Source organism: Streptomyces adustus (assembly GCF_009377175.1).
Classification (GTDB): domain Bacteria; phylum Actinomycetota; class Actinomycetes; order Streptomycetales; family Streptomycetaceae; genus Streptomyces; species Streptomyces adustus.
This window is the reverse complement of sequence record NZ_VJZD01000108.1, coordinates 1-17,008: the sequence shown is the minus strand read 5'-3', so window position 1 is coordinate 17,008 and position 17,008 is coordinate 1. Positions and strand designations below refer to the sequence as shown.

Genomic DNA, 17,008 nt, shown 5'->3' with positions numbered 1-17,008 from the left:
CGGCCGGGGACTTCGGGGTGCCGGGCACCTGAGTACGGAGTATCCGGGTGCCGGGGCTCCCGAGTGCCGGGCGGCCGGGTGCCTACCGCACGTCGGGATTGCGGCGCAGCAGATACGTGTCCATGATCCAGCCCTTGCGTTCGCGGGCCTCGGCCCGCAGCCGTTCGATGCGCGGGGCGGCCTCGGCGATCGGGCCCGAGGCGAGGATCTCGTCCGGGGTGCCGATGTAGGCGCCCCAGTAGATGTCCATGTCCTGGTCGGCGTACTGCCGGAAGGTCTGGTGCGCGTCGAGCATCACGACCACGTCGTCCACGTCCTGCGGGAACCCCTCGGCCAGCCGCCGGCCCGTGGTGATCTGCACCGGACGCGCCACCCTGTTCAGTCCGGTGCGGTGCCGGGCGACGAGCGCCGAGACACTGCTGATGCCCGGCACGACGTCGTACTCGAAGGCGACCTCGCCCCGGCCGAGCACCTCCTCCAGGATCCCGATCGTGCTGTCGTACAGCGCGGGATCGCCCCAGACCAGGAACGCGCCGCTGTCGTCCTCGCCCAGCTCCTCGGCTATCAGCCGCTCGTAGATGCCGGCGCGGGCGCTGCGCCAGTCGCCGACGGCCGGGGAGTACGCGCCGCCGCCCGCGGCCCGGTCCCGCTCCGGGTCGCGCGCCTGCACCAGGCGGTACGTCCCCTCCGGCAGGTGCGCGTCGAGGATGTCCCGGCGCAGCTGTGTCAGGTCGCTCTTCACCTCGCCCTTGTCGAGGATGAAGAAGACGTCCGTGCTGCGCAGCGCCCTGACCGCCTGGAGCGTTAGCTGGTCGGGGTCGCCCGCGCCGATACCGATGACATGAATCCTTCGCACGCCCCGAGTCTGCCGTACGGCACCGACACCGGGCGGTGCGGGTCCAGTCACCCGGCGGTGCGCCCCCGCAGCCGCGGCGCCCGCTCCCGCGCGTCCACCTCGCCCCGGCCGCTCTCCACCTCGCCCGCCAGCTCCCGCGCCCAGCCGGCCAGCCCCGGGAGGTCCAGCCCGTACGGCGGGACGTCGGAGTCGGCCGCCCACTCCTCCACGGCCGCCGCCCCGCGCCGCAGCAGCCGTGCCCCGCCGGTGGCGTTCCCCCGGGCCGCGTGCGTGAGTCCCACCGCGAGCTGGGCCAGCCCGCGCCACAGGGTCCGTTCCCGGTCGGGGCCGGACTTCCAGGCGTCCTCGAAGACCTCGTGCGCATGGAACGGCTTCCCGTCGTCCAGCAGCGCCTGCGCCTCGGCGACGGTCTGCTCGGGGGTGCGCAGGACACCCTCGGGCTGGCGCTCCACGCCCGCCGCGCCGTAGGGCAGCGGCCGTCCCAGGCCGTCCCGGGGCCGGGCGCTGCGGGCCCGCCCCTCGCCATCCCGGTCCCGTGCGCCGCCCGCGTCCGCTGTGCCGCTCATACCGCCGATTGTCGCGCGCCGGGCGTCCCCTTCGGCGCAGCCCCCGCAGTGGGGTAAAGTACGGACCGCGTGATCACGCGGTTCGCCGCGGGAACCGCACCGGGACGTGGCGCAGCTTGGTAGCGCACTTGACTGGGGGTCAAGGGGTCGCAGGTTCAAATCCTGTCGTCCCGACTGGAGACAGTCGTAGGTCAGGGCCGGTTTCGGAGGTATCCGAAACCGGCCCTTGATCATTCCTGGGGATTGGCCGGGACCGGCGTCCTTGACCGGGGTCAGCGGGTCACGACGATCGGGCTCGGCAGCGAGTGCAGCACGCTGAAGTGGGCCGAGAGCGCCGCCCTGGCGGCCGTGAGCGGATCTCCTCGGTGGGCGAGGGCGCGCATCATCCGGGCCGCATGACCATGAGGGTCTGATTCGCAGGCGAGAGCGGCATGGCGACGCCGGCTGTGGTGAAAGCGGCAATGGCGAGGAAGTGGTGGCGTTCGACGTCCGCACGGCCGAGGCCGGTAACTGTCGGGACCGGGTCGCCGTCCGAGGCGGATTCGGCGACCGGGTCCGGCGCATGCGTTCTCGGAGTTCCCTCAGGCCGAGACCTAGAGGTAACGCCGCCTCAGATGGTCGGGGTGTCGTCGACAACCGGCCGGTGAATCTCGACGACCGGCTTCCACCCCGCGGAGAACTCGATGAAGTCCGCACGGGTGGGGTAGGTGTCGATCGCGCGACGGTCACGCTTGACGCTGTCGCCCCCCTTGCGCCCCCGGGGAATCTGCTCCTCGAAGATGTCGACCTTCACGTCGGGAACCTCCTTGAGGCCCTGGCGCCAGATCTGCACGATGTCGGCGCCGAACGCCTGCCGGGCCGCAGCGTAAAGGGCCGTGAGGGCACCCTTGTCCCCACCAGGGACGAAAAGTGCCAGGTCCAGCACGACGCCGGCGGACTGGAGGACCTCGATGGTCACCGAGCTGTTCTCGTCGGCCAAGTAGATTCCGGCTTCATTCTCGTCGTCGGGAAGGAGGGAGACCTCTTCCCGGAATACGGTTCTCGCCGTGATCGAGCCGCCCTCGAAATCCTCACCGGACTTGGTCAGAAAAGCAGGGACAAAGCACTCGGGAAGCTTGAGTTCTGCCGTGTCGGCGGAAACGAAGACCCTGTCCTTCACGCCGAGCTTCGTCACCTCTTCCAGCGAGAGGCGGCGAGCGGCGATCTTCTCCGTGTTCACGATTTCCCTTTCAGGTTGCACTGTCCCTCCGAACAGGGACGCTACCACGAAACCGCGAGGTCAACTGCCCAGTAATCTTTGGGTAAATGGCCTCCGATGACCTGCACGGGAGGATGCCGAAGCGAGTGCTATGCGGTCGGGAAAACGCATCCGCCAGGTAGTGTCCCTCGTCATGGTGCTGGGGATCAACTGGCGTTTGCATCGCGGTGCGTTGGGGTAACGCGGAGGAACCAAAAGAGAGTTTGCGGTAGATATCGCCCATATCCCCTTCGGGGGCGGCGGTGAGGCAAGGCGATCCATTCGTCGTGCATCTCGAAGAGCGCAGCGGAAACCAACCGAATGGTCCGGCAACGCAACAACGGCGACCCGCACGCTGTACGGCCTTGTCGAGCGCCTGGCGGGATACTCGGCAGGGAAGGCCGGGAGCCTCGGCGTCGCCGACGTCGGCGGCCCACTGAGCTGCTGCGCGCGACTGCTGTCGGCGGTACTTGACTTCAAGTGCTCTTCAAGCAGCAGACTCCCGTTTCGCGCGCCTCGAACGTGGGCGAACGGGAGGAATCATCATGAAGTACCGCACGATAGGCACCGATCCGCGGACCCGCCGTGAGGTGAGCGTGCTCGCGCTGGGTGCGATGCTGTTCGGCTCGCGCACGGACGAGAAGACCTCCTTCGCCGTCCTCGACCGCTATGTCGAGGCGGGCGGCACCTTCATCGACACGTCGAACAACTACGCCTTCTGGGAGGACGGCGGCCAGGGCGGTCAGAGCGAGGAGCTGCTGGGCCGCTGGCGGCGCAGCCGGGGCGTCGGCGACGAGATCGTCGTCGCGACCAAGCTGGGCGCCCGGCCGCTGGCCCCCGGCACGGGCTTCGTCGACAATCCGGAGGGGCTGTCGGCGAAGGTGATCCGCGAGGCCGCCGAGCGCAGCCGCGAGCGGCTCGGTATGGAGCGGCTCGACCTGCTCTACGCCCACATAGACGATTTCACCGTCCCGCTCGAGGAGACGGTCGAAGGGTTCGCGGCCCTGGTCGCCGAGGGCACCGTCGGCCTGCTCGGGGTGAGCAACCAGGCCGTGTGGCGGGTGGAGCGGGCCCGTGCCCTCGCTGCGGCGGCGGGGCTGCCCGGCTACGAGGTGCTCCAGTACCAGCACAGCCATCTGCGCCCGCGTACCGACATGCCGAGGGGGCTCTTCCCGGACGGCAGCCTGGGCGGTGCGGACGGTCAACTCCTCGGCTATCTGCGGGCGGAGCCCGGGCTGACCCTGGTCGCCTACTCGCCGCTGGTGGGCGGCGCCTACACCCGTACGGACAAGCCGCTCCCGCCGGACTACGACCACCCCGGCACCCCGGCCCGTCTGACCGTGCTGCGCGAAGTGGCCCGGGAGACGGGAGCGACGGTCAACCAGGTCGTCCTGGCCTGGCAGTTGGGCGGATCGCTGCCCGTCGTCCCGCTGGCCGGGGCGTCCTCGGTGGCCCAGCTGGAGGAGAACCTCGCGGCCGTGGAACTGGAACTGACAAGCGGTCAGCGGGCCCGGCTGGACGAGGCGTACTGACCCGGTGCCCGCCGTCGTCAGGGATACGCCCGATCGCAGCGGGTAGGTCTGGAAGCCGACCAGGCGTTCCCCCGTCGCACAGTGAGGTGCAGGAAACATGGATCGCTCTTCGCATGTCCGCTCCCGCAGATCGGCACCCCTGGCGGCGCTGGCCGCCGTGGCGGCCCTGATCCTCGCGGGCTGCTCCAGCGGTTCGGGCGGCAAGAAGGCCGAGGAGGGCGGGGACGGCGCGGCCGCGGGCAAGGCCGGCACCCCCGCGATGACGGTCGCGCTGGTCACCCATCAGGCCCCCGGCGACACCTTCTGGGACATCGTCCACAAGGGCGCGCAGGCCGCCGCCGACAAGGACAACATCAAGCTGGTCTACTCCGCCGACCCGAACGCCGGCGCCCAGGCCAACCTGGTCCAGAACGCCATCGACCAGAAGGTCGACGGCATCGCGATCACCCTGGCCAAGCCGGACGCGATGAAGGCCGTGGCGGGCAAGGCGGAAGCGGCCGGGATACCCGTGGTGGGCCTCAACTCCGGTCTCAGCGACTGGAAGAACCTCGGTCTGATGTCGTTCTTCGGGCAGGACGAGAGCGTGGCGGGCGAGGCGTTCGGCAAGAAGCTGAACGAGGTCGGCGCCAAGAACACCATCTGTGTGATCCAGGAACAGGGGAACGTCGGCCTCACCCAGCGCTGCGACGGCCTGAAGAAGACCTTCCGGGGCACCACGCAGACGCTCTACGTCAACGGCACCGACATGCCGTCCGTGAAGTCCACCATCACCGCCAAGCTGAAGCAGGACGGCGCCGTCGACTACGTCGTCGCCCTCGGCGCGCCGTACGCGCTGACCGCGGTGCAGTCGGTCGCGGACGCGGGCAGCAAGGCGAAGATCGCCACCTTCGACCTCAACAAGCAGCTCACCGGCGCCATCTCCAAGGGCGACATCCAGTTCGCCGTCGACCAGCAGCCCTACCTCCAGGGGTACTTGGCGGTGGATTCCCTGTGGCTCTACAAGAACAACGGCAACTACAGCGGCGGCGGGGAGCAGCCGGTGCTGACCGGTCCGGCCTTCGTCGACAAGTCCAACGTCGACAAGGTCGCCGCGTTCGCCGCGAAGGGCACCCGCTGAGATGAACCGAGCAACGGCACCGGCGGCGAGCGCCTCGCCGCCGGCCCCGCCGGCCGGCCGCACGGACGGGCGCGGCACCCGGCGCTCCCCGGTGCGCAGACTGCTGGCCCGCCCGGAGGTGGGCGCGCTGATCGCCGCGATCGGCGTGTACCTCTTCTTCTTCGCCGTCGCCCCTTCGTTCCGTACCGCGGGCGCCCTGTCCACGGTCCTGTACCAGGCGTCCGTCATGGGCATCATGGCGCTGCCGGTGGCGCTGCTGATGATCGGCGGCGAGTTCGACCTGTCCGCCGGTGTCGCGGTCACCACCTCGGCGCTGACCGCCGCCGTGCTGAGCTTCCAGTTCACGGTGAACGTGTGGACGGGCGTGGCCGTGGCGCTGGTCGTCTCCCTGGCCGTCGGCGCCTTCAACGGCTGGCTGCTGATCAGGACCGGTCTGCCCAGCTTCCTGGTGACCTTGGGCTCCTTCCTGATCCTCCAGGGCGCCAACCTCGCCGTCACGAAGATCTTCACCGACAATGTCGCCAGCGATTCGATCGCGGACATGGACGGCTTCGGCCAGGCCAGGAAGGTCTTCGCCTCCGAGTTCACCGTCGGGGGAGTGGACTTCAAGATCACCATCGTCTACTGGCTGGTGCTCGCCGCGGCCGCCACCTGGCTGCTGCTGCGTACCCGGTTCGGCAACTGGATCTTCGCGGTCGGCGGCGACCAGGACAGCGCCCGCGCGGTCGGCGTGCCCGTCGACCGCACCAAGGTCGTCCTCTTCATGGGAGTGGGGGCCGGCGCCTGGTTCGTCGGCATGCACCTGCTGTTCTCGTTCGACACGGTGCAGTCGGGCGAGGGCGTCGGCAACGAGTTCCTCTACATCATCGCCGCGGTCATCGGCGGCTGCCTGCTGACCGGCGGCTACGGCTCGGCGATCGGCCCGGTCATCGGCGCCTTCATCTTCGGCATGGTCAACCAGGGCATCGTCTACGCCAACTGGAATCCCGACTGGTTCAAGGCGTTCCTCGGCGTGATGCTCCTGGTCGCGGCCCTCGTCAATCTGTGGGTCCGTCGTACGGCGACCCGGAGGTGAGCATGACTGTCCACGGCAGCGGTCCGCAGGATGCCGGCCGCGAGGACCACCCGCCGGAGCGGGACGCGCCCGTCGTCGAACTGCGGGGCGCGGGCAAGTCCTACGGCAACATCCGCGCCCTGCACGGCGTCGACCTGGCGGTCCGCCCCGGCCGGGTGACCTGCGTCCTGGGCGACAACGGCGCGGGCAAGTCCACCCTCATCAAGATCATCTCGGGGCTGCACCGGCACACCGAGGGCGAACTCCTCGTCGACGGCGTGCCGGTGCGCTTCGGCTCCCCGCGCGAGGCCCTGGACCTGGGCATCGCCACCGTCTACCAGGACCTGGCCACGGTCCCGCTCATGCCGGTCTGGCGGAACTTCTTCCTGGGCTCGGAGACGACGCGCGGCCGCTGGCCGCTGCGCCGCCTCGACATCGAGGGCATGAAGCGGACCGCGGACCGGGAACTGCGCAGCATGGGCATCGTCCTGGACGACCTGGAACAGCCCGTCGGCACGCTCTCCGGCGGCCAGCGCCAGTGCGTGGCGATCGCCCGCGCCGTGCACTTCGGCGCCCGGGTGCTGATCCTGGACGAGCCGACGGCCGCGCTCGGTGTCAAGCAGTCCGGTGTCGTGCTCAAGTACATCGCCGCCGCCCGCGAGCGCGGCCTCGGCGTCGTCTTCATCACCCACAACCCGCACCACGCCTACCTGGTCGGCGACCACTTCAGCGTGCTGCGCCTGGGCACCCTGGAACTCGCCGCCGACCGCGCCGAGGTGACCTTGCAGGAACTCACCCACCACATGGCCGGCGGGGCCGAACTCGCCGCGCTCAGACATGAACTGGCCCAGGTGCACGGGGTCGACGTCGAGGAACTGCCGGAGGCGTAGACCGGCTCCGAGCCGTCTTCCGCCCCCGCTCGCACGCCGAGCGGCGGGCGAGCGGGGCACGGGCGTCGCGCCGTCGTCGACAGGCGGTGGCGTACGGCCGCTTTTATGCTGAGGGGATGCGGGGCCGTCCGGCCTTCGCCGCGCGAGGCGACGACCAGGCGGATCCGCTTCCTTCTGTCTCCGCACGGAGGAGCTGGCCCATGACGCACGCGGGTATACGACTGCGCAGGGGAGCCGTCCTCGCCACCGCGGTGGGGATGCTCATGGTGCCGGTCGCCGGCGGGTCGGCCCTGGCCGCGCCGCCGACCGGTCCGGGCGCCGCCACCGCCGCCTACCCGCGGCTGCCGTCCCCCTCCGCCGGCGGCGTCCGCGATCTCACCCCGCCCGTGCAGCGCCTCCTGGACGCGACCGTGCAGCATGTGATCAAAGAGGCGGGCATCCCCGGTGCGAGCGTTGGCATCTGGACGCCCGACCAGGGGCAGTACGTGAAGGCCTTCGGGGTCGCCGACAAGAGCGACGGGCGGGCCATGTCGACGGACCTGTACACCCGGATCGGCAGCGAGACCAAGACGTTCACCGTCACGGCGCTGCTGCAACTGGTCGACCAGAAGAAGGCCGGTCTCGACGACACGATCGACCGGTTCGTCGACGGTGTGCCCAACGGGGACCGGATCACCCTGCGCCAGCTGGCCGGGATGCGCAGCGGCCTGTTCAACTACACGGACGACGACGGCTTCTTCAAGGCCCTCACGTCCGACCCGCAGCGCTCCTTCACGCCTCAGCAGCTCCTCGACTACGCGTTCAAGCACCCGGTGCTGTTCCAGCCGGGTCAGAAGTTCGACTACTCCAACACCAATCTGATCCTGCTCGGCCTGGTCGTCGAGAAGCTCTCCGGGCAGAACGTCGAGGACTACATCCGCGACCACATCCTGAAGCCGGCCGGGATGGGCCACAGCCTCCTCCCGACCGGGGCCGAGTTCCCGGAGCCGCACGCGCAGGGCTACACGAACCAGACCGCCAGCGGGCAGGTCGAGGACGCCGCGGGCTGGAACACCTCCTGGGCCTGGACCGCGGGCGCGATGGTCTCGACCCTGGACGACCTGCGGATCTGGGCGCGGACGGTCGCCACGGGCGTCCTGCCCGACGGGAACACCATGGTCAGCCCCGCCGTCCAGAAGCAGCGGCTGACCACTCCGGCGACCCCGGTCCCGGACGTCGGTTACGGCCTCGGCATTTTCAATGTAAGGGGCTGGATCGGCCACAACGGCTCGCTGCCGGGCTACGAGTCGCTGACCGTCTACCTGCCTTCGGCGCAGGCGACGCTGGTCGTGCTCATCAACACCGATGTCGACTACAAGGGCACCGAGCCGAGCACCGTCCTCGGCGAGGCGATCACCAAGATCATCTCTCCTGACCATGTCTTCAACCTTCCGGCGGAACCCGCGGCCCGGTGAAATACGTCGAAGCGGTGAAGGCGCCCGCGTGCCGGACACGTGGACGGACATTGCTACGGGGAGGCCGAGTTGACGCACACGGAGCACGACGAGACGGTGCCGGACACCGCGGAGGCGCGGCGGCAGGCGCGGTTCGGCGCTCTGCCGGAGCGGATCCGGCCGCAGGACACGGTCGAGGAGCGGCCGGCCACCGCGCCGGACCCGGCGCGCAACGCCTACGACCCGGACGAGTGGCTGGTGCGCTACTGCCTTTGAGCCGACGGTGACGGCGACGGTAAGCCCGGGCCGCCCGTCAGGCGGACCGCACCTCGTCGATCCGTACCGGCCGGTGCTCGCGCAGCGACAGCGTGCACGCCTCCGCGACCCACCCGGCCTCCAGCGCGTCCGCGACCGTGCACGGGGACGGCCGGGTGCCGACGACGACCTCGGTGAACGCGGCGAGTTCGGCTCGGTAGGCGTCGCCGAAGCGGTCCATGAAGAAGTCGTGCGGGACACCGGCCGGGAAACGCACGCCCGGTTCCACCGAGCGCAGCGGCAGCTTGTCGTCGAGTCCGACGGCGATCGAGTCCGAGAAGCCGTGCAGCTCCAGTCGGACGTCGTAACCGCGGCCGTTGTGACGGCTGTTGGAGACCAGGGCGATCGTGCCGTCGTCCAGGGTGAGGACCGCGCCCGTGGTGTCGGCGTCACCGGCCTCCCGGATGAAGTCGGCGCCGCGGTTGCCGCCGACCGCGTACACCTCGGTCACCTCACGGCCCGTCACCCAGCGGATGATGTCGAAGTCGTGCACGGAACAGTCGCGGAAGATGCCGCCCGAGGCGGCGACGTACGCGGCCGGCGGCGGCGCCGGGTCCAGGGTGGTCGACCGGATCGTGTGCAGCCTGCCCAGCTCGCCGGAGCGGACGGCCGCACGGGCCGCGACGAAGCCCGCGTCGAAGCGGCGGTTGAAGCCGATCTGGACCGGAACACCACGGCCCCGGACCGCCTTCATCACCTCGACGCCCTCGCGCATGGTGCGCGCCACGGGCTTCTCGCAGAAGACCGGGACACCCGCGTCCACGGCGGCCAGGATCAGCGCCGGGTGGGCATCGGTCGCCGCCGCCACCACGACGCCGTCCACCCCGGCGGCCAGCAGCTCCTCGGGCGAGTCCGCGACCTCGGCGCCGAACCGCTCGCCCGCCGCCTTGGCCGCCTGGGCGAACGGGTCGGCGACGACGAGCGACTGAACGGCGTCGAGGGCGGAGAGGGTCTCGGCGTGGAAGGCGCCGATGCGGCCGAGGCCGAGGATTCCGATGCGCATGGGGACGGACGCTCCTTGGGTACGGGGCGGGCGATGCCTGACCGCCATTCTTGTCCGTACAAATACCCCGATCAACCCGCCTACGACGGCGCCACGTCGACCCAGCCGCCGTGCTGTGCCGACCGGGCCATCGCGTCCAGCGCGGCCGCGCTCGCCACGGCGTCGCCGAGGCCGGCGCCGTACGGGGTGTCCTCGGCGACGGAGCGCAGGAAGCGGTACGCCTCGATCACCTTCAGGTCGTCGTAGCCCATCGCGTTCGCCGCGCCTGGCTGGAAGGCGCCGAACTCGCCGTCGCCCGGCCCGACGTGGCGCGTGGTCACCGGCTGGTCCTGGTAGTCCGTGCCACGGCTGACGCCCAGCTCGTTCATCCGGCGGAAGTCCCAGAAGACGGCGCCGCGGGTGCCGTGCACCGCGAAGCCGTAGTTGTTCTGCTCGCCGACCGACACCCGGCAGGCCTCCAGCACACCGCGGGCGCCGGAGGCGAAGCGGAGCAGACAGCTGACGTAGTCCTCGTTCTCGACCGGGCCGGACTCGCCGCCCGCGGCCCGCTCGTGGCCGGCCGTGGCGCCGAGCGGGCGGGGCCGCCGCGGGACGAAGACGGCCGTGTCGGCGGTCAGCGAGACGATGTCGCCCAGCAGGTACCGGGCCAGGTCCGCGCCGTGCGAGGCGAGGTCGCCGAGCACTCCGCTGCCGCCCCGCCGACGCTCGTACCGCCAGGTCAGTGCGGACTCCGGATGGGCGGCGTAGTCGCTGAACAGCCGGATGCGGGCATGGGTGACGGTGCCGATCCCGCCGGAGACGATCAGCTCGCGGGCGGCCTCCACGGCGGGTGCGCCGCGGTAGTTGAAGCCGACCGTGCCCTGCACCCCGGCCCCGGCGACCGCGTCCGCCACCGCGCGGGCGTCCGCGGCCGTCAGGCCCACCGGCTTCTCGATCCAGAGGTGCTTGCCCGCCTCGGCCATCGCGACCCCGATCTCCCGGTGCAGGAAGTTCGGGGCGGTGACGCTGACCGCCTCGACGCGTGGGTCGGCGGCCACCTCGCGCCAGTCGCGCACGGCGGTGGCGAACCCGAACTGCCCGGCGGCCTCCTCGGCCCGGCCCGGCACGTCGTCGGCGACCGCCACCAGCCGCGGAGTCAGCGCCAGGTGCGGATAGTGGTGGCGGACCCGGGCGTACGCCCGGGAGTGCACCCGGCCCATCCAGCCGAACCCGACGACGGCGACACCGAGCGTACGCAGCACCATGACAGCCTCTCCTGGACCGGTAGGAGTATCCGTCCGGCCCACCCTGGGCGCGGCGGACCCCGGTGTCAAAGACCCCGGTCGGCACCCGGCCCGGCCCTGTCCGGCCGTGCGCTGCCCGACCCCGCCAGGCCTTGCCCGGCCCTCGCGCGGACACTCGGCCGCGGCGCCCGGCGGGCCGTCACAGGTTGATGGCGTACACCTTGCGCAGGGTCTCGTGGACCGTCCACGTCGTCCGGTCGCCCTCACGCAGCACCGCCAGGTCACCCGGTCCGACCCGCAGCGTGGGCCCGCCCTCGACCTCGATCGTCGCCGAGCCGCTGACCACGACGAACAGCTCGTCGGCCTCCGTGTCGGTGACGACGCCGGGCGTGATCTGCCAGACCCCGCGGAGCTGCCGGCCGTCGTCCGACTCCCAGACCACCTTCCCGGTCACCTCGGGGTTGCCGGAGACGATCTGGGCGGGGTCGAGCGGCTCGGGTTCGAGCTCGGCGTCGGGGACGTGGACCACGAAGCTGGGGATCATGGACCGACCCTAGCGAGCCGGTCCGCCGGGCGGCCGCCGACAGGATGTGCAGTATCGGCCCGCGCGACCGGACACTTCGTCGCGGCGGCGCGCACTGGCGCGGGTGCCCGGTGCGCGTGATCGTCGAGGTATGACCGACACCACGGCGACCGCCGACGGGCACCGGCACGACACCCTGGAGGCCGTCTTCTTCGGCGGTGTCTACGGCGCCGTACTGGCCAGCTCGATGGTCGCGGCGCTCACCCGCTACGGCCGCACCGACCAGGCGGGCCGTCGCTACGACGCCGCCTGGCTGCTGGTCACGGCGCTCGCGTCGGCCCTCGCGCACGGCTACGCCCACTATGTCGCCGAGCGCCGGCCGCAGCGCCGCTGGGACCTGGCCCGCAGCCTCGTCGACGAGTGGCCGCTGGTCGCCGCCGTGCTGCCCACCGTGGCGCTGCTGGCCGCGGCGGGCTGGGGCCGGCTGCCGCCGAACGGGGTGGAGTATCCGGCGTTCGCCCTGAACATGGCGCTGCTGTTCGTGCTGGGCCTGGTCACCTCGCGGCGCCTGCGGCGGTCCTGGCTCAAGTGCCTGCTGGTCGGGCTGGGGGACGCGCTGCTCGGACTGGTCGTCGTGGTCGCGAACGCCCTCATCAAGTAGCGGCCGGAAGGATCACCCGGCGCCGTTCCGGGACCGCGGCGCCGGCGGACCACGCGCGCCCTGGGACGGATCATGCCCGCAATACAGCAGACAAAATTGTTGACAATCTTGTTTGGCTAGATTTAGGTTCGACAGGCACTCACTCAGGGAGGGCACATGCCGACAGAAGCCCGTCCGAGCACCGGGGAGCAGGCCAAGCAGCACGCGTTGGCGCAGCTGCGGCAGGCGATCCTGCACGGCGACATGGCACCGGCGCAGCGGTTGGTGGAGAACGAGCTCGCCGAGCAGTTCGGTGTGACACGGGCCAGCATCCGGGCCGCGCTCATCGACCTGGAGTCCCAGGGACTCGTCGAGCGCATCCGCAACCGCGGTTCGCGGGTGCGGGTGGTGACCGTGGACGAAGCGGTCGCCATCACGGAGTGCCGCATGGTCCTCGAAGGACTGTGCGCGGCGAAGGCGGCCGTCGCGGCCAGCGACGATCAGCTGAGCGAACTGACCGACCTCGGCACGGCCATGACCAAGGCCGTGGCCGACGGCGAGCCGGTGACCTACTCCGACCTCAACCACGAACTGCACGTCCGGATCCGGGAGTTCTCCGACCAGCGGACCGCCCAGGAACTGCTGGAACGACTCAACGCCCAACTGGTGCGGCACCGCTTCCAGTTGGCGCTGCGTCCCGGACGGCCGCAGCAATCCCTGAACGAGCACCTGGCCATGATCGAAGCGATCCGGGCCAGGGACCCGCAGGCGGCCGAAGCGGCCGTCCGCGCCCACCTCGTCAGCGTGATCGAGGCGCTGCGCGACTGACGCGCAGCCGACCGGCACACGCGGGGCGGGCGCGTACCTGTCCATCAAGGCCGGTGAGCCGAGAGGGCGTGCCTGTGTCGGAAGGGTGCGCGCGCGGGCCCGAAGGGCCGAGCGCGCCCGCCCCGTCGGCACAGGCGACAGCGCCCGGCGGCCGACCGAGCCCGTAAGAAGGAGAGATCCCAGCAATGACGCATGGCAATGCGCCCGCCGGCCCACCCCGCTCGACCCTCGTCATCACCGCGCACGCCGGGGACTTCGTCTGGCGTGCGGGCGGGGCCATCGCCCTGGCCGCCTCCCGGGGGGAGAAGGTCACCATCGCGTGCCTGACCTTCGGTGAGCGCGGGGAGTCCGCGAAGGCGTGGCGCGAGGGCAGGACGCTCGACGAGATCAAGGCGATACGCCGCGACGAGGCCGAGCGCGCCGCCGCCGCCCTCGGTGCCGAGGTCCGCTTCTTCGACGCGGGCGACTACCCCCTGGTCGCCACCGCCGAGCTGACCGACAAGCTGGTCGAGGTCTACCGCGAGACCCAGCCGGACGTCGTCCTCACCCACCCGGTCGAGGACCCCTACAACGGCGACCACCCGGCAGCGAACCGCATGGCGCTGGAGGCCCGCGTACTCGCCCAGGCGATCGGCTACCCCGGTCCCGGCGAGATCATCGGCGCCCCGCCGGTCTTCTTCTTCGAGCCGCACCAGCCCGAGATGAGCGGCTTCAGGCCCGAGGTGCTGCTCGACATCACCGAGGTGTGGGACACCAAGCGCAAGGCCATGGAGTGCCTCGGCGCCCAGCAGCACCTGTGGGACTACTACACCGACCTGGCCGTCCGCCGCGGTGTCCAGCTCAAGCGCAACGCGGGCCCCAACCTGGGCCTGGCGCACAAGACCATGGCCGAGGCCTACATGCGTCCGTACCCGGAGATCGCCAAGGAGCTGGCATGAGCGGCGTGATCGTCACCGGCCCGCCGAAGGCGGACGCCAAGGACGTCGACGCGCTGGCCGGCTTCGGCGTGGCCACCGTCAGCGAGGCGATGGGCCGTACCGGCCTACTCGGCCCGGACATCCGTCCCGTCCAGCAGGGCGTACGGGTCGCGGGCACCGCGGTCACCGTGCTCAGCTGGCCCGGCGACAACCTCATGATCCACGCGGCCGTCGAGCAGTGCGGCGAGGGCGACATCCTGGTGGTGACCACCACGTCGCCGTCCACCGACGGCATGTTCGGCGAGCTGTTCGCCACCGCGCTCCAGCGGCGCGGGGTGCGGGGCGTGGTCACCAACGCCGGTATCCGCGACACCCAGGAGCTGCGCGACATGGGCTTCGCGGCCTGGGCGCGGGCGGTCTCCTCGCAGGGCACGGTCAAGGCCACCGGCGGCTCGGTCAACGTGCCGATCGCCATCGACGGCCAGGTCGTGCGCCCCGGTGACGTGATCCTCGCCGACGACGACGGCGTGGTGGTCGTCCCCCGCGAACGCGCCCGCGCCACGGTCGAGGCGTCCGAGGCCCGCGAGGCCAAGGAGGCCAGGACCCGGGCCGCCTTCCTCGACGGCGAACTCGGCCTGGACCGCTACGGCCTGCGCGAGACCCTGGTGCGCCTCGGCGTCGAGTACCGCAGCTACGAGGAGTACACCGGCGAGGGAGCCGGGTCGTGACCGGCGGGCCCGAGGAGGTGCCCTGCCTGCTGATGCGGGGCGGCACCTCCAAGGGCGCCTACTTCCTGGCCGCCGACCTGCCCGCCGAGCCGGCCGCCCGGGACGCGCTGCTGCTGCGCGTCATGGGCAGCCCGGACGAGCGGCAGATCGACGGCCTGGGCGGGGCGCACCCGCTGACCAGCAAGGTGGGCGTGATCTCGCCGTCCGCCGACCCGCGGGCCGACGTCGACTACCTCTTCCTCCAAGTCGCCGTCGACCGCCCCGAGGTGAGCGACCGTCAGAACTGCGGGAACATCCTGGCCGGGGTCGGCCCGTTCGCGGTGGAACGCGGACTGGTCCCGGCGGGCCCTGAGCGCACCTCCGTACGCATCCGGATGGTCAACAGCGGCGATCTCGCCACCGCGACCTTCCCGACCCCCGGCGGCCGCGTCGACTACACGGGGGACGCCGAGATCTCGGGCGTGCCAGGTACGGCCGCCCCCGTGACGATCGAGTTCCCGCCGGGCGAGGGCCCGCTGCTGCCCACCGGGAACGTCCGGGACACCATCGGCGGCATCGCGGTGACCTGCGTGGACAACGGCATGCCGACCGTGCTCGTGGCGGCCGCCGACCTCAAGGTCACCGGCTACGAGAGCCCCAGGGACCTGGAGGAGGACCTCGCGCTGGCCGACCGGCTGCGGGAGATCCGCCTGGCGGCGGGCCGGCTGATGGGACTGGGCGACGTCTCGGACACCACCGTGCCCAAGCTCACGCTGCTCGCCGCACCGCGCGACGGCGGCGCGATAACCACCCGGACCTTCATTCCGGTGCGCTGCCATCCGTCGATCGGGGTGCTCGGGGCGGCCAGCGTCGCCGCGGGCCTTCGGATCGAAGGGGGTGTGGGCGCCGAGCTCGCCCGGCTCCCGGCCCGGGGTGACCGAGTTCGCATCGAGCATCCCACCGGGTTCCTGGACATCGAAAGTAGCCTCGAGGCCGGACCCGACGGCCTGCCCACCGCCCGCCGCACCGCCGTCGTCCGCACGGCTCGCAAGATCTTCGACGGCACCGTGTTCCCCAGGTCCGCCGAGACGGGACCGTTCCGGTCCCCGGCACCGTGTGCCGCGCCCGCATCCGCACCATCTCCAGGAGGTCAGCGATGACTCCGCCGCTCGGCGACATCGCCCACATCGGCCACGCCCAGCTGTTCACCCCGGACCTGGACGCCAGCGTCGCCTTCTTCACCGACTACCTGGGCCTCACCGTCAACGGGCAGCAGGGCGACACCGTATATCTGCGCACCTTCGACGACTACGAGCACCACAGCCTGGTGCTCACCGCCCGCGAACAGCCCGGCCTCGGCCGGCTCGCCCTGCGCACCTCCAGCGAGGAGGCCCTGCACCGCCGGATCGAGGCGATCGAGGCGGCGGGCGGCACCGGCCACTGGGCCGAGGACGAACCGGGTCTGGGCAAGGTGTACGTCACCACCGACCCGGACGGCCACGAGCACGCCCTGTACTGGGAGAGCGAGTACTACCAGGCCCCGGACGAGCTCAAGCCGGCCCTGAAGAACCAGCCGCAGGCCAAGCCGAACCGGGGCGTGGGCGTGCGGCGCCTGGACCACATCAACTTCCTGGCCGCCGACGTGCTCGCCAACGCCGAGTTCCAGCAGAACGTGCTGGGCGCCCGGCCCACCGAGCAGATCCGCCTCGACACCGGGAAGATCGCGGCCCGCTGGCTGACCTTCACCGACAAGTCGTACGACGTCGTCTACACCTCGGACTGGACCGGCTCGGCCGGCCGGCTGCACCACATCGCGTTCGCGACCGACACCCGCGAGGACATCCTGCGCGCCGCCGATCTCGCCATCGACAGCGGTGTGTTCATCGAGACCGGTCCGCACAAGCACGCCATCCAGCAGACGTTCTTCCTGTACGTCTACGAGCCGGGCGGCAACCGGATCGAGCTGTGCAACCCGCTCACGCGGCTGGTGCTGGCCCCCGACTGGCCGCTGATCACCTGGACCGAGGCGGAGCGCGCCAAGGGGCAGGCCTGGGGCTTGAAGACGATCCAGTCCTTCCACACGCACGGCACACCGCCGGTCGCGCGATGCGGCGTGGATCGTGAACCTCGCGGTCCAACCCCCCTCCGTCCCGGGAGCACTCCACAT

The 17,008-nt window shown here is 71.2% G+C and carries 18 protein-coding genes and 1 tRNA gene; 13 read left to right on the top strand and 6 right to left on the bottom strand.

The window, feature by feature from the left end:
- Positions 1-82 precede the first annotated feature (82 nt).
- A complete protein-coding gene (gene cobF, locus FNH09_RS24735) occupies positions 83-856 on the bottom strand; it encodes a precorrin-6A synthase (deacetylating) (RefSeq protein WP_162469041.1) in 774 nt (257 codons plus the stop codon).
- 47 nt (positions 857-903) lie between these two features.
- Positions 904-1,422 (bottom strand): DUF309 domain-containing protein, encoded by a 519-nt coding sequence (locus FNH09_RS24730; RefSeq protein WP_152891626.1) that lies wholly within the window; start codon positions 1,420-1,422, stop codon positions 904-906.
- 100 nt (positions 1,423-1,522) lie between these two features.
- On the opposite strand from FNH09_RS24730, the gene FNH09_RS24725 reads away from it, so the two are divergent.
- A tRNA-Pro gene (locus tag FNH09_RS24725) sits at positions 1,523-1,596 on the top strand.
- 436 nt (positions 1,597-2,032) lie between these two features.
- Here FNH09_RS24725 and FNH09_RS24720 read toward each other — a convergent pair.
- Positions 2,033-2,641 carry a hypothetical protein gene (locus tag FNH09_RS24720; RefSeq protein ID WP_162469040.1) on the bottom strand — a complete coding sequence of 203 codons (609 nt, stop codon included), beginning with the start codon at positions 2,639-2,641 and terminating at the stop codon, positions 2,033-2,035.
- A 563-nt stretch (positions 2,642-3,204) separates the two neighbouring features.
- Between FNH09_RS24720 and FNH09_RS24715 the strand changes: the two genes are divergently transcribed.
- The 6 genes from FNH09_RS24715 (at position 3,205) to FNH09_RS24690 (ending at position 8,961) form a co-directional block, all read left to right on the top strand.
- A complete protein-coding gene (locus FNH09_RS24715; protein ID WP_152891624.1) occupies positions 3,205-4,191 on the top strand; it encodes an aldo/keto reductase in 987 nt (328 codons plus the stop codon).
- A 97-nt stretch (positions 4,192-4,288) separates the two neighbouring features.
- Positions 4,289-5,308, top strand: a complete 1,020-nt coding sequence (locus tag FNH09_RS24710) for a substrate-binding domain-containing protein (RefSeq protein WP_152891622.1) — start codon at positions 4,289-4,291, stop codon at positions 5,306-5,308.
- A 1-nt stretch (position 5,309) separates the two neighbouring features.
- A complete protein-coding gene (locus FNH09_RS24705; RefSeq protein ID WP_152891620.1) occupies positions 5,310-6,383 on the top strand; it encodes an ABC transporter permease in 1,074 nt (357 codons plus the stop codon).
- 2 nt (positions 6,384-6,385) lie between these two features.
- A complete protein-coding gene (locus FNH09_RS24700) occupies positions 6,386-7,252 on the top strand; it encodes an ATP-binding cassette domain-containing protein (protein WP_152891618.1) in 867 nt (288 codons plus the stop codon).
- Positions 7,253-7,452: 200 nt separating this feature from the next.
- Positions 7,453-8,706 carry a serine hydrolase domain-containing protein gene (locus FNH09_RS24695; RefSeq protein ID WP_152891616.1) on the top strand — a complete coding sequence of 418 codons (1,254 nt, stop codon included), beginning with the start codon at positions 7,453-7,455 and terminating at the stop codon, positions 8,704-8,706.
- A 69-nt stretch (positions 8,707-8,775) separates the two neighbouring features.
- Entirely contained in the window at positions 8,776-8,961 is a 186-nt protein-coding gene (locus FNH09_RS24690) for a hypothetical protein (protein WP_152891614.1), read from the top strand.
- A gap of 37 nt (positions 8,962-8,998) precedes the next feature.
- On the opposite strand, the gene FNH09_RS24685 is transcribed toward FNH09_RS24690, so the two are convergent.
- The 3 genes from FNH09_RS24685 to FNH09_RS24675 all read right to left on the bottom strand — a co-directional run bounded on the left by FNH09_RS24685 (position 8,999) and on the right by FNH09_RS24675 (position 11,770).
- Positions 8,999-10,003, bottom strand: a complete 1,005-nt coding sequence (locus FNH09_RS24685) for a Gfo/Idh/MocA family protein (protein ID WP_152891612.1) — start codon at positions 10,001-10,003, stop codon at positions 8,999-9,001.
- Between the two features lie 80 nt (positions 10,004-10,083).
- Positions 10,084-11,244, bottom strand: coding sequence for a Gfo/Idh/MocA family protein (locus tag FNH09_RS24680; RefSeq protein WP_162469044.1), 1,161 nt, complete (start codon positions 11,242-11,244; stop codon positions 10,084-10,086).
- 181 nt (positions 11,245-11,425) lie between these two features.
- Positions 11,426-11,770 carry a cupin domain-containing protein gene (locus FNH09_RS24675; RefSeq protein ID WP_152891608.1) on the bottom strand — a complete coding sequence of 115 codons (345 nt, stop codon included), beginning with the start codon at positions 11,768-11,770 and terminating at the stop codon, positions 11,426-11,428.
- A 130-nt stretch (positions 11,771-11,900) separates the two neighbouring features.
- Here FNH09_RS24675 and FNH09_RS24670 point away from each other — a divergent pair, with 130 nt between their 5' ends.
- The 6 genes from FNH09_RS24670 to FNH09_RS24645 all read left to right on the top strand — a co-directional run.
- Positions 11,901-12,410 (top strand): hypothetical protein, encoded by a 510-nt coding sequence (locus FNH09_RS24670; protein ID WP_152891605.1) that lies wholly within the window; start codon positions 11,901-11,903, stop codon positions 12,408-12,410.
- 156 nt (positions 12,411-12,566) lie between these two features.
- Positions 12,567-13,217: a GntR family transcriptional regulator gene (locus FNH09_RS24665; protein WP_152891602.1), complete on the top strand. Its 651-nt coding sequence runs from the start codon at positions 12,567-12,569 to the stop codon at positions 13,215-13,217.
- 185 nt (positions 13,218-13,402) lie between these two features.
- A complete protein-coding gene (locus FNH09_RS24660; RefSeq protein WP_152891600.1) occupies positions 13,403-14,155 on the top strand; it encodes a PIG-L deacetylase family protein in 753 nt (250 codons plus the stop codon).
- The gene (locus FNH09_RS24655) at positions 14,152-14,862 is read left to right on the top strand and encodes a 4-carboxy-4-hydroxy-2-oxoadipate aldolase/oxaloacetate decarboxylase (protein ID WP_152891599.1); all 711 of its coding nucleotides are present in this window, start codon (positions 14,152-14,154) and stop codon (positions 14,860-14,862) included. Before FNH09_RS24660 ends, FNH09_RS24655 begins: the two co-directional genes overlap by 4 nt.
- The gene (locus FNH09_RS24650; RefSeq protein ID WP_338017677.1) at positions 14,859-16,001 is read left to right on the top strand and encodes a 4-oxalomesaconate tautomerase; all 1,143 of its coding nucleotides are present in this window, start codon (positions 14,859-14,861) and stop codon (positions 15,999-16,001) included. The genes FNH09_RS24655 and FNH09_RS24650 overlap by 4 nt, the downstream gene beginning before the upstream one ends.
- Positions 15,998-17,008, top strand: a 1,011-nt coding sequence (locus tag FNH09_RS24645; protein WP_238427074.1) for a catechol 2,3-dioxygenase, incomplete at its 3' end; no start/stop codon positions are given. The genes FNH09_RS24650 and FNH09_RS24645, both read left to right, overlap by 4 nt.

Coding starts and splice junctions, on each gene's coding strand:
- FNH09_RS24730 (WP_152891626.1), bottom strand. CDS start 1,422: ATGAGCGGCACAGCGGACGCGGGCGGCGCACGGGACCGGGATGGCGAG.
- FNH09_RS24715 (WP_152891624.1), top strand. CDS start 3,205: ATGAAGTACCGCACGATAGGCACCGATCCGCGGACCCGCCGTGAGGTG.
- FNH09_RS24710 (WP_152891622.1), top strand. CDS start 4,289: ATGGATCGCTCTTCGCATGTCCGCTCCCGCAGATCGGCACCCCTGGCG.
- FNH09_RS24705 (WP_152891620.1), top strand. CDS start 5,310: ATGAACCGAGCAACGGCACCGGCGGCGAGCGCCTCGCCGCCGGCCCCG.
- FNH09_RS24700 (WP_152891618.1), top strand. CDS start 6,386: ATGACTGTCCACGGCAGCGGTCCGCAGGATGCCGGCCGCGAGGACCAC.
- FNH09_RS24695 (WP_152891616.1), top strand. CDS start 7,453: ATGACGCACGCGGGTATACGACTGCGCAGGGGAGCCGTCCTCGCCACC.
- FNH09_RS24685 (WP_152891612.1), bottom strand. CDS start 10,003: ATGCGCATCGGAATCCTCGGCCTCGGCCGCATCGGCGCCTTCCACGCC.
- FNH09_RS24675 (WP_152891608.1), bottom strand. CDS start 11,770: ATGATCCCCAGCTTCGTGGTCCACGTCCCCGACGCCGAGCTCGAACCC.
- FNH09_RS24670 (WP_152891605.1), top strand. CDS start 11,901: ATGACCGACACCACGGCGACCGCCGACGGGCACCGGCACGACACCCTG.
- FNH09_RS24665 (WP_152891602.1), top strand. CDS start 12,567: ATGCCGACAGAAGCCCGTCCGAGCACCGGGGAGCAGGCCAAGCAGCAC.
- FNH09_RS24660 (WP_152891600.1), top strand. CDS start 13,403: ATGACGCATGGCAATGCGCCCGCCGGCCCACCCCGCTCGACCCTCGTC.
- FNH09_RS24655 (WP_152891599.1), top strand. CDS start 14,152: ATGAGCGGCGTGATCGTCACCGGCCCGCCGAAGGCGGACGCCAAGGAC.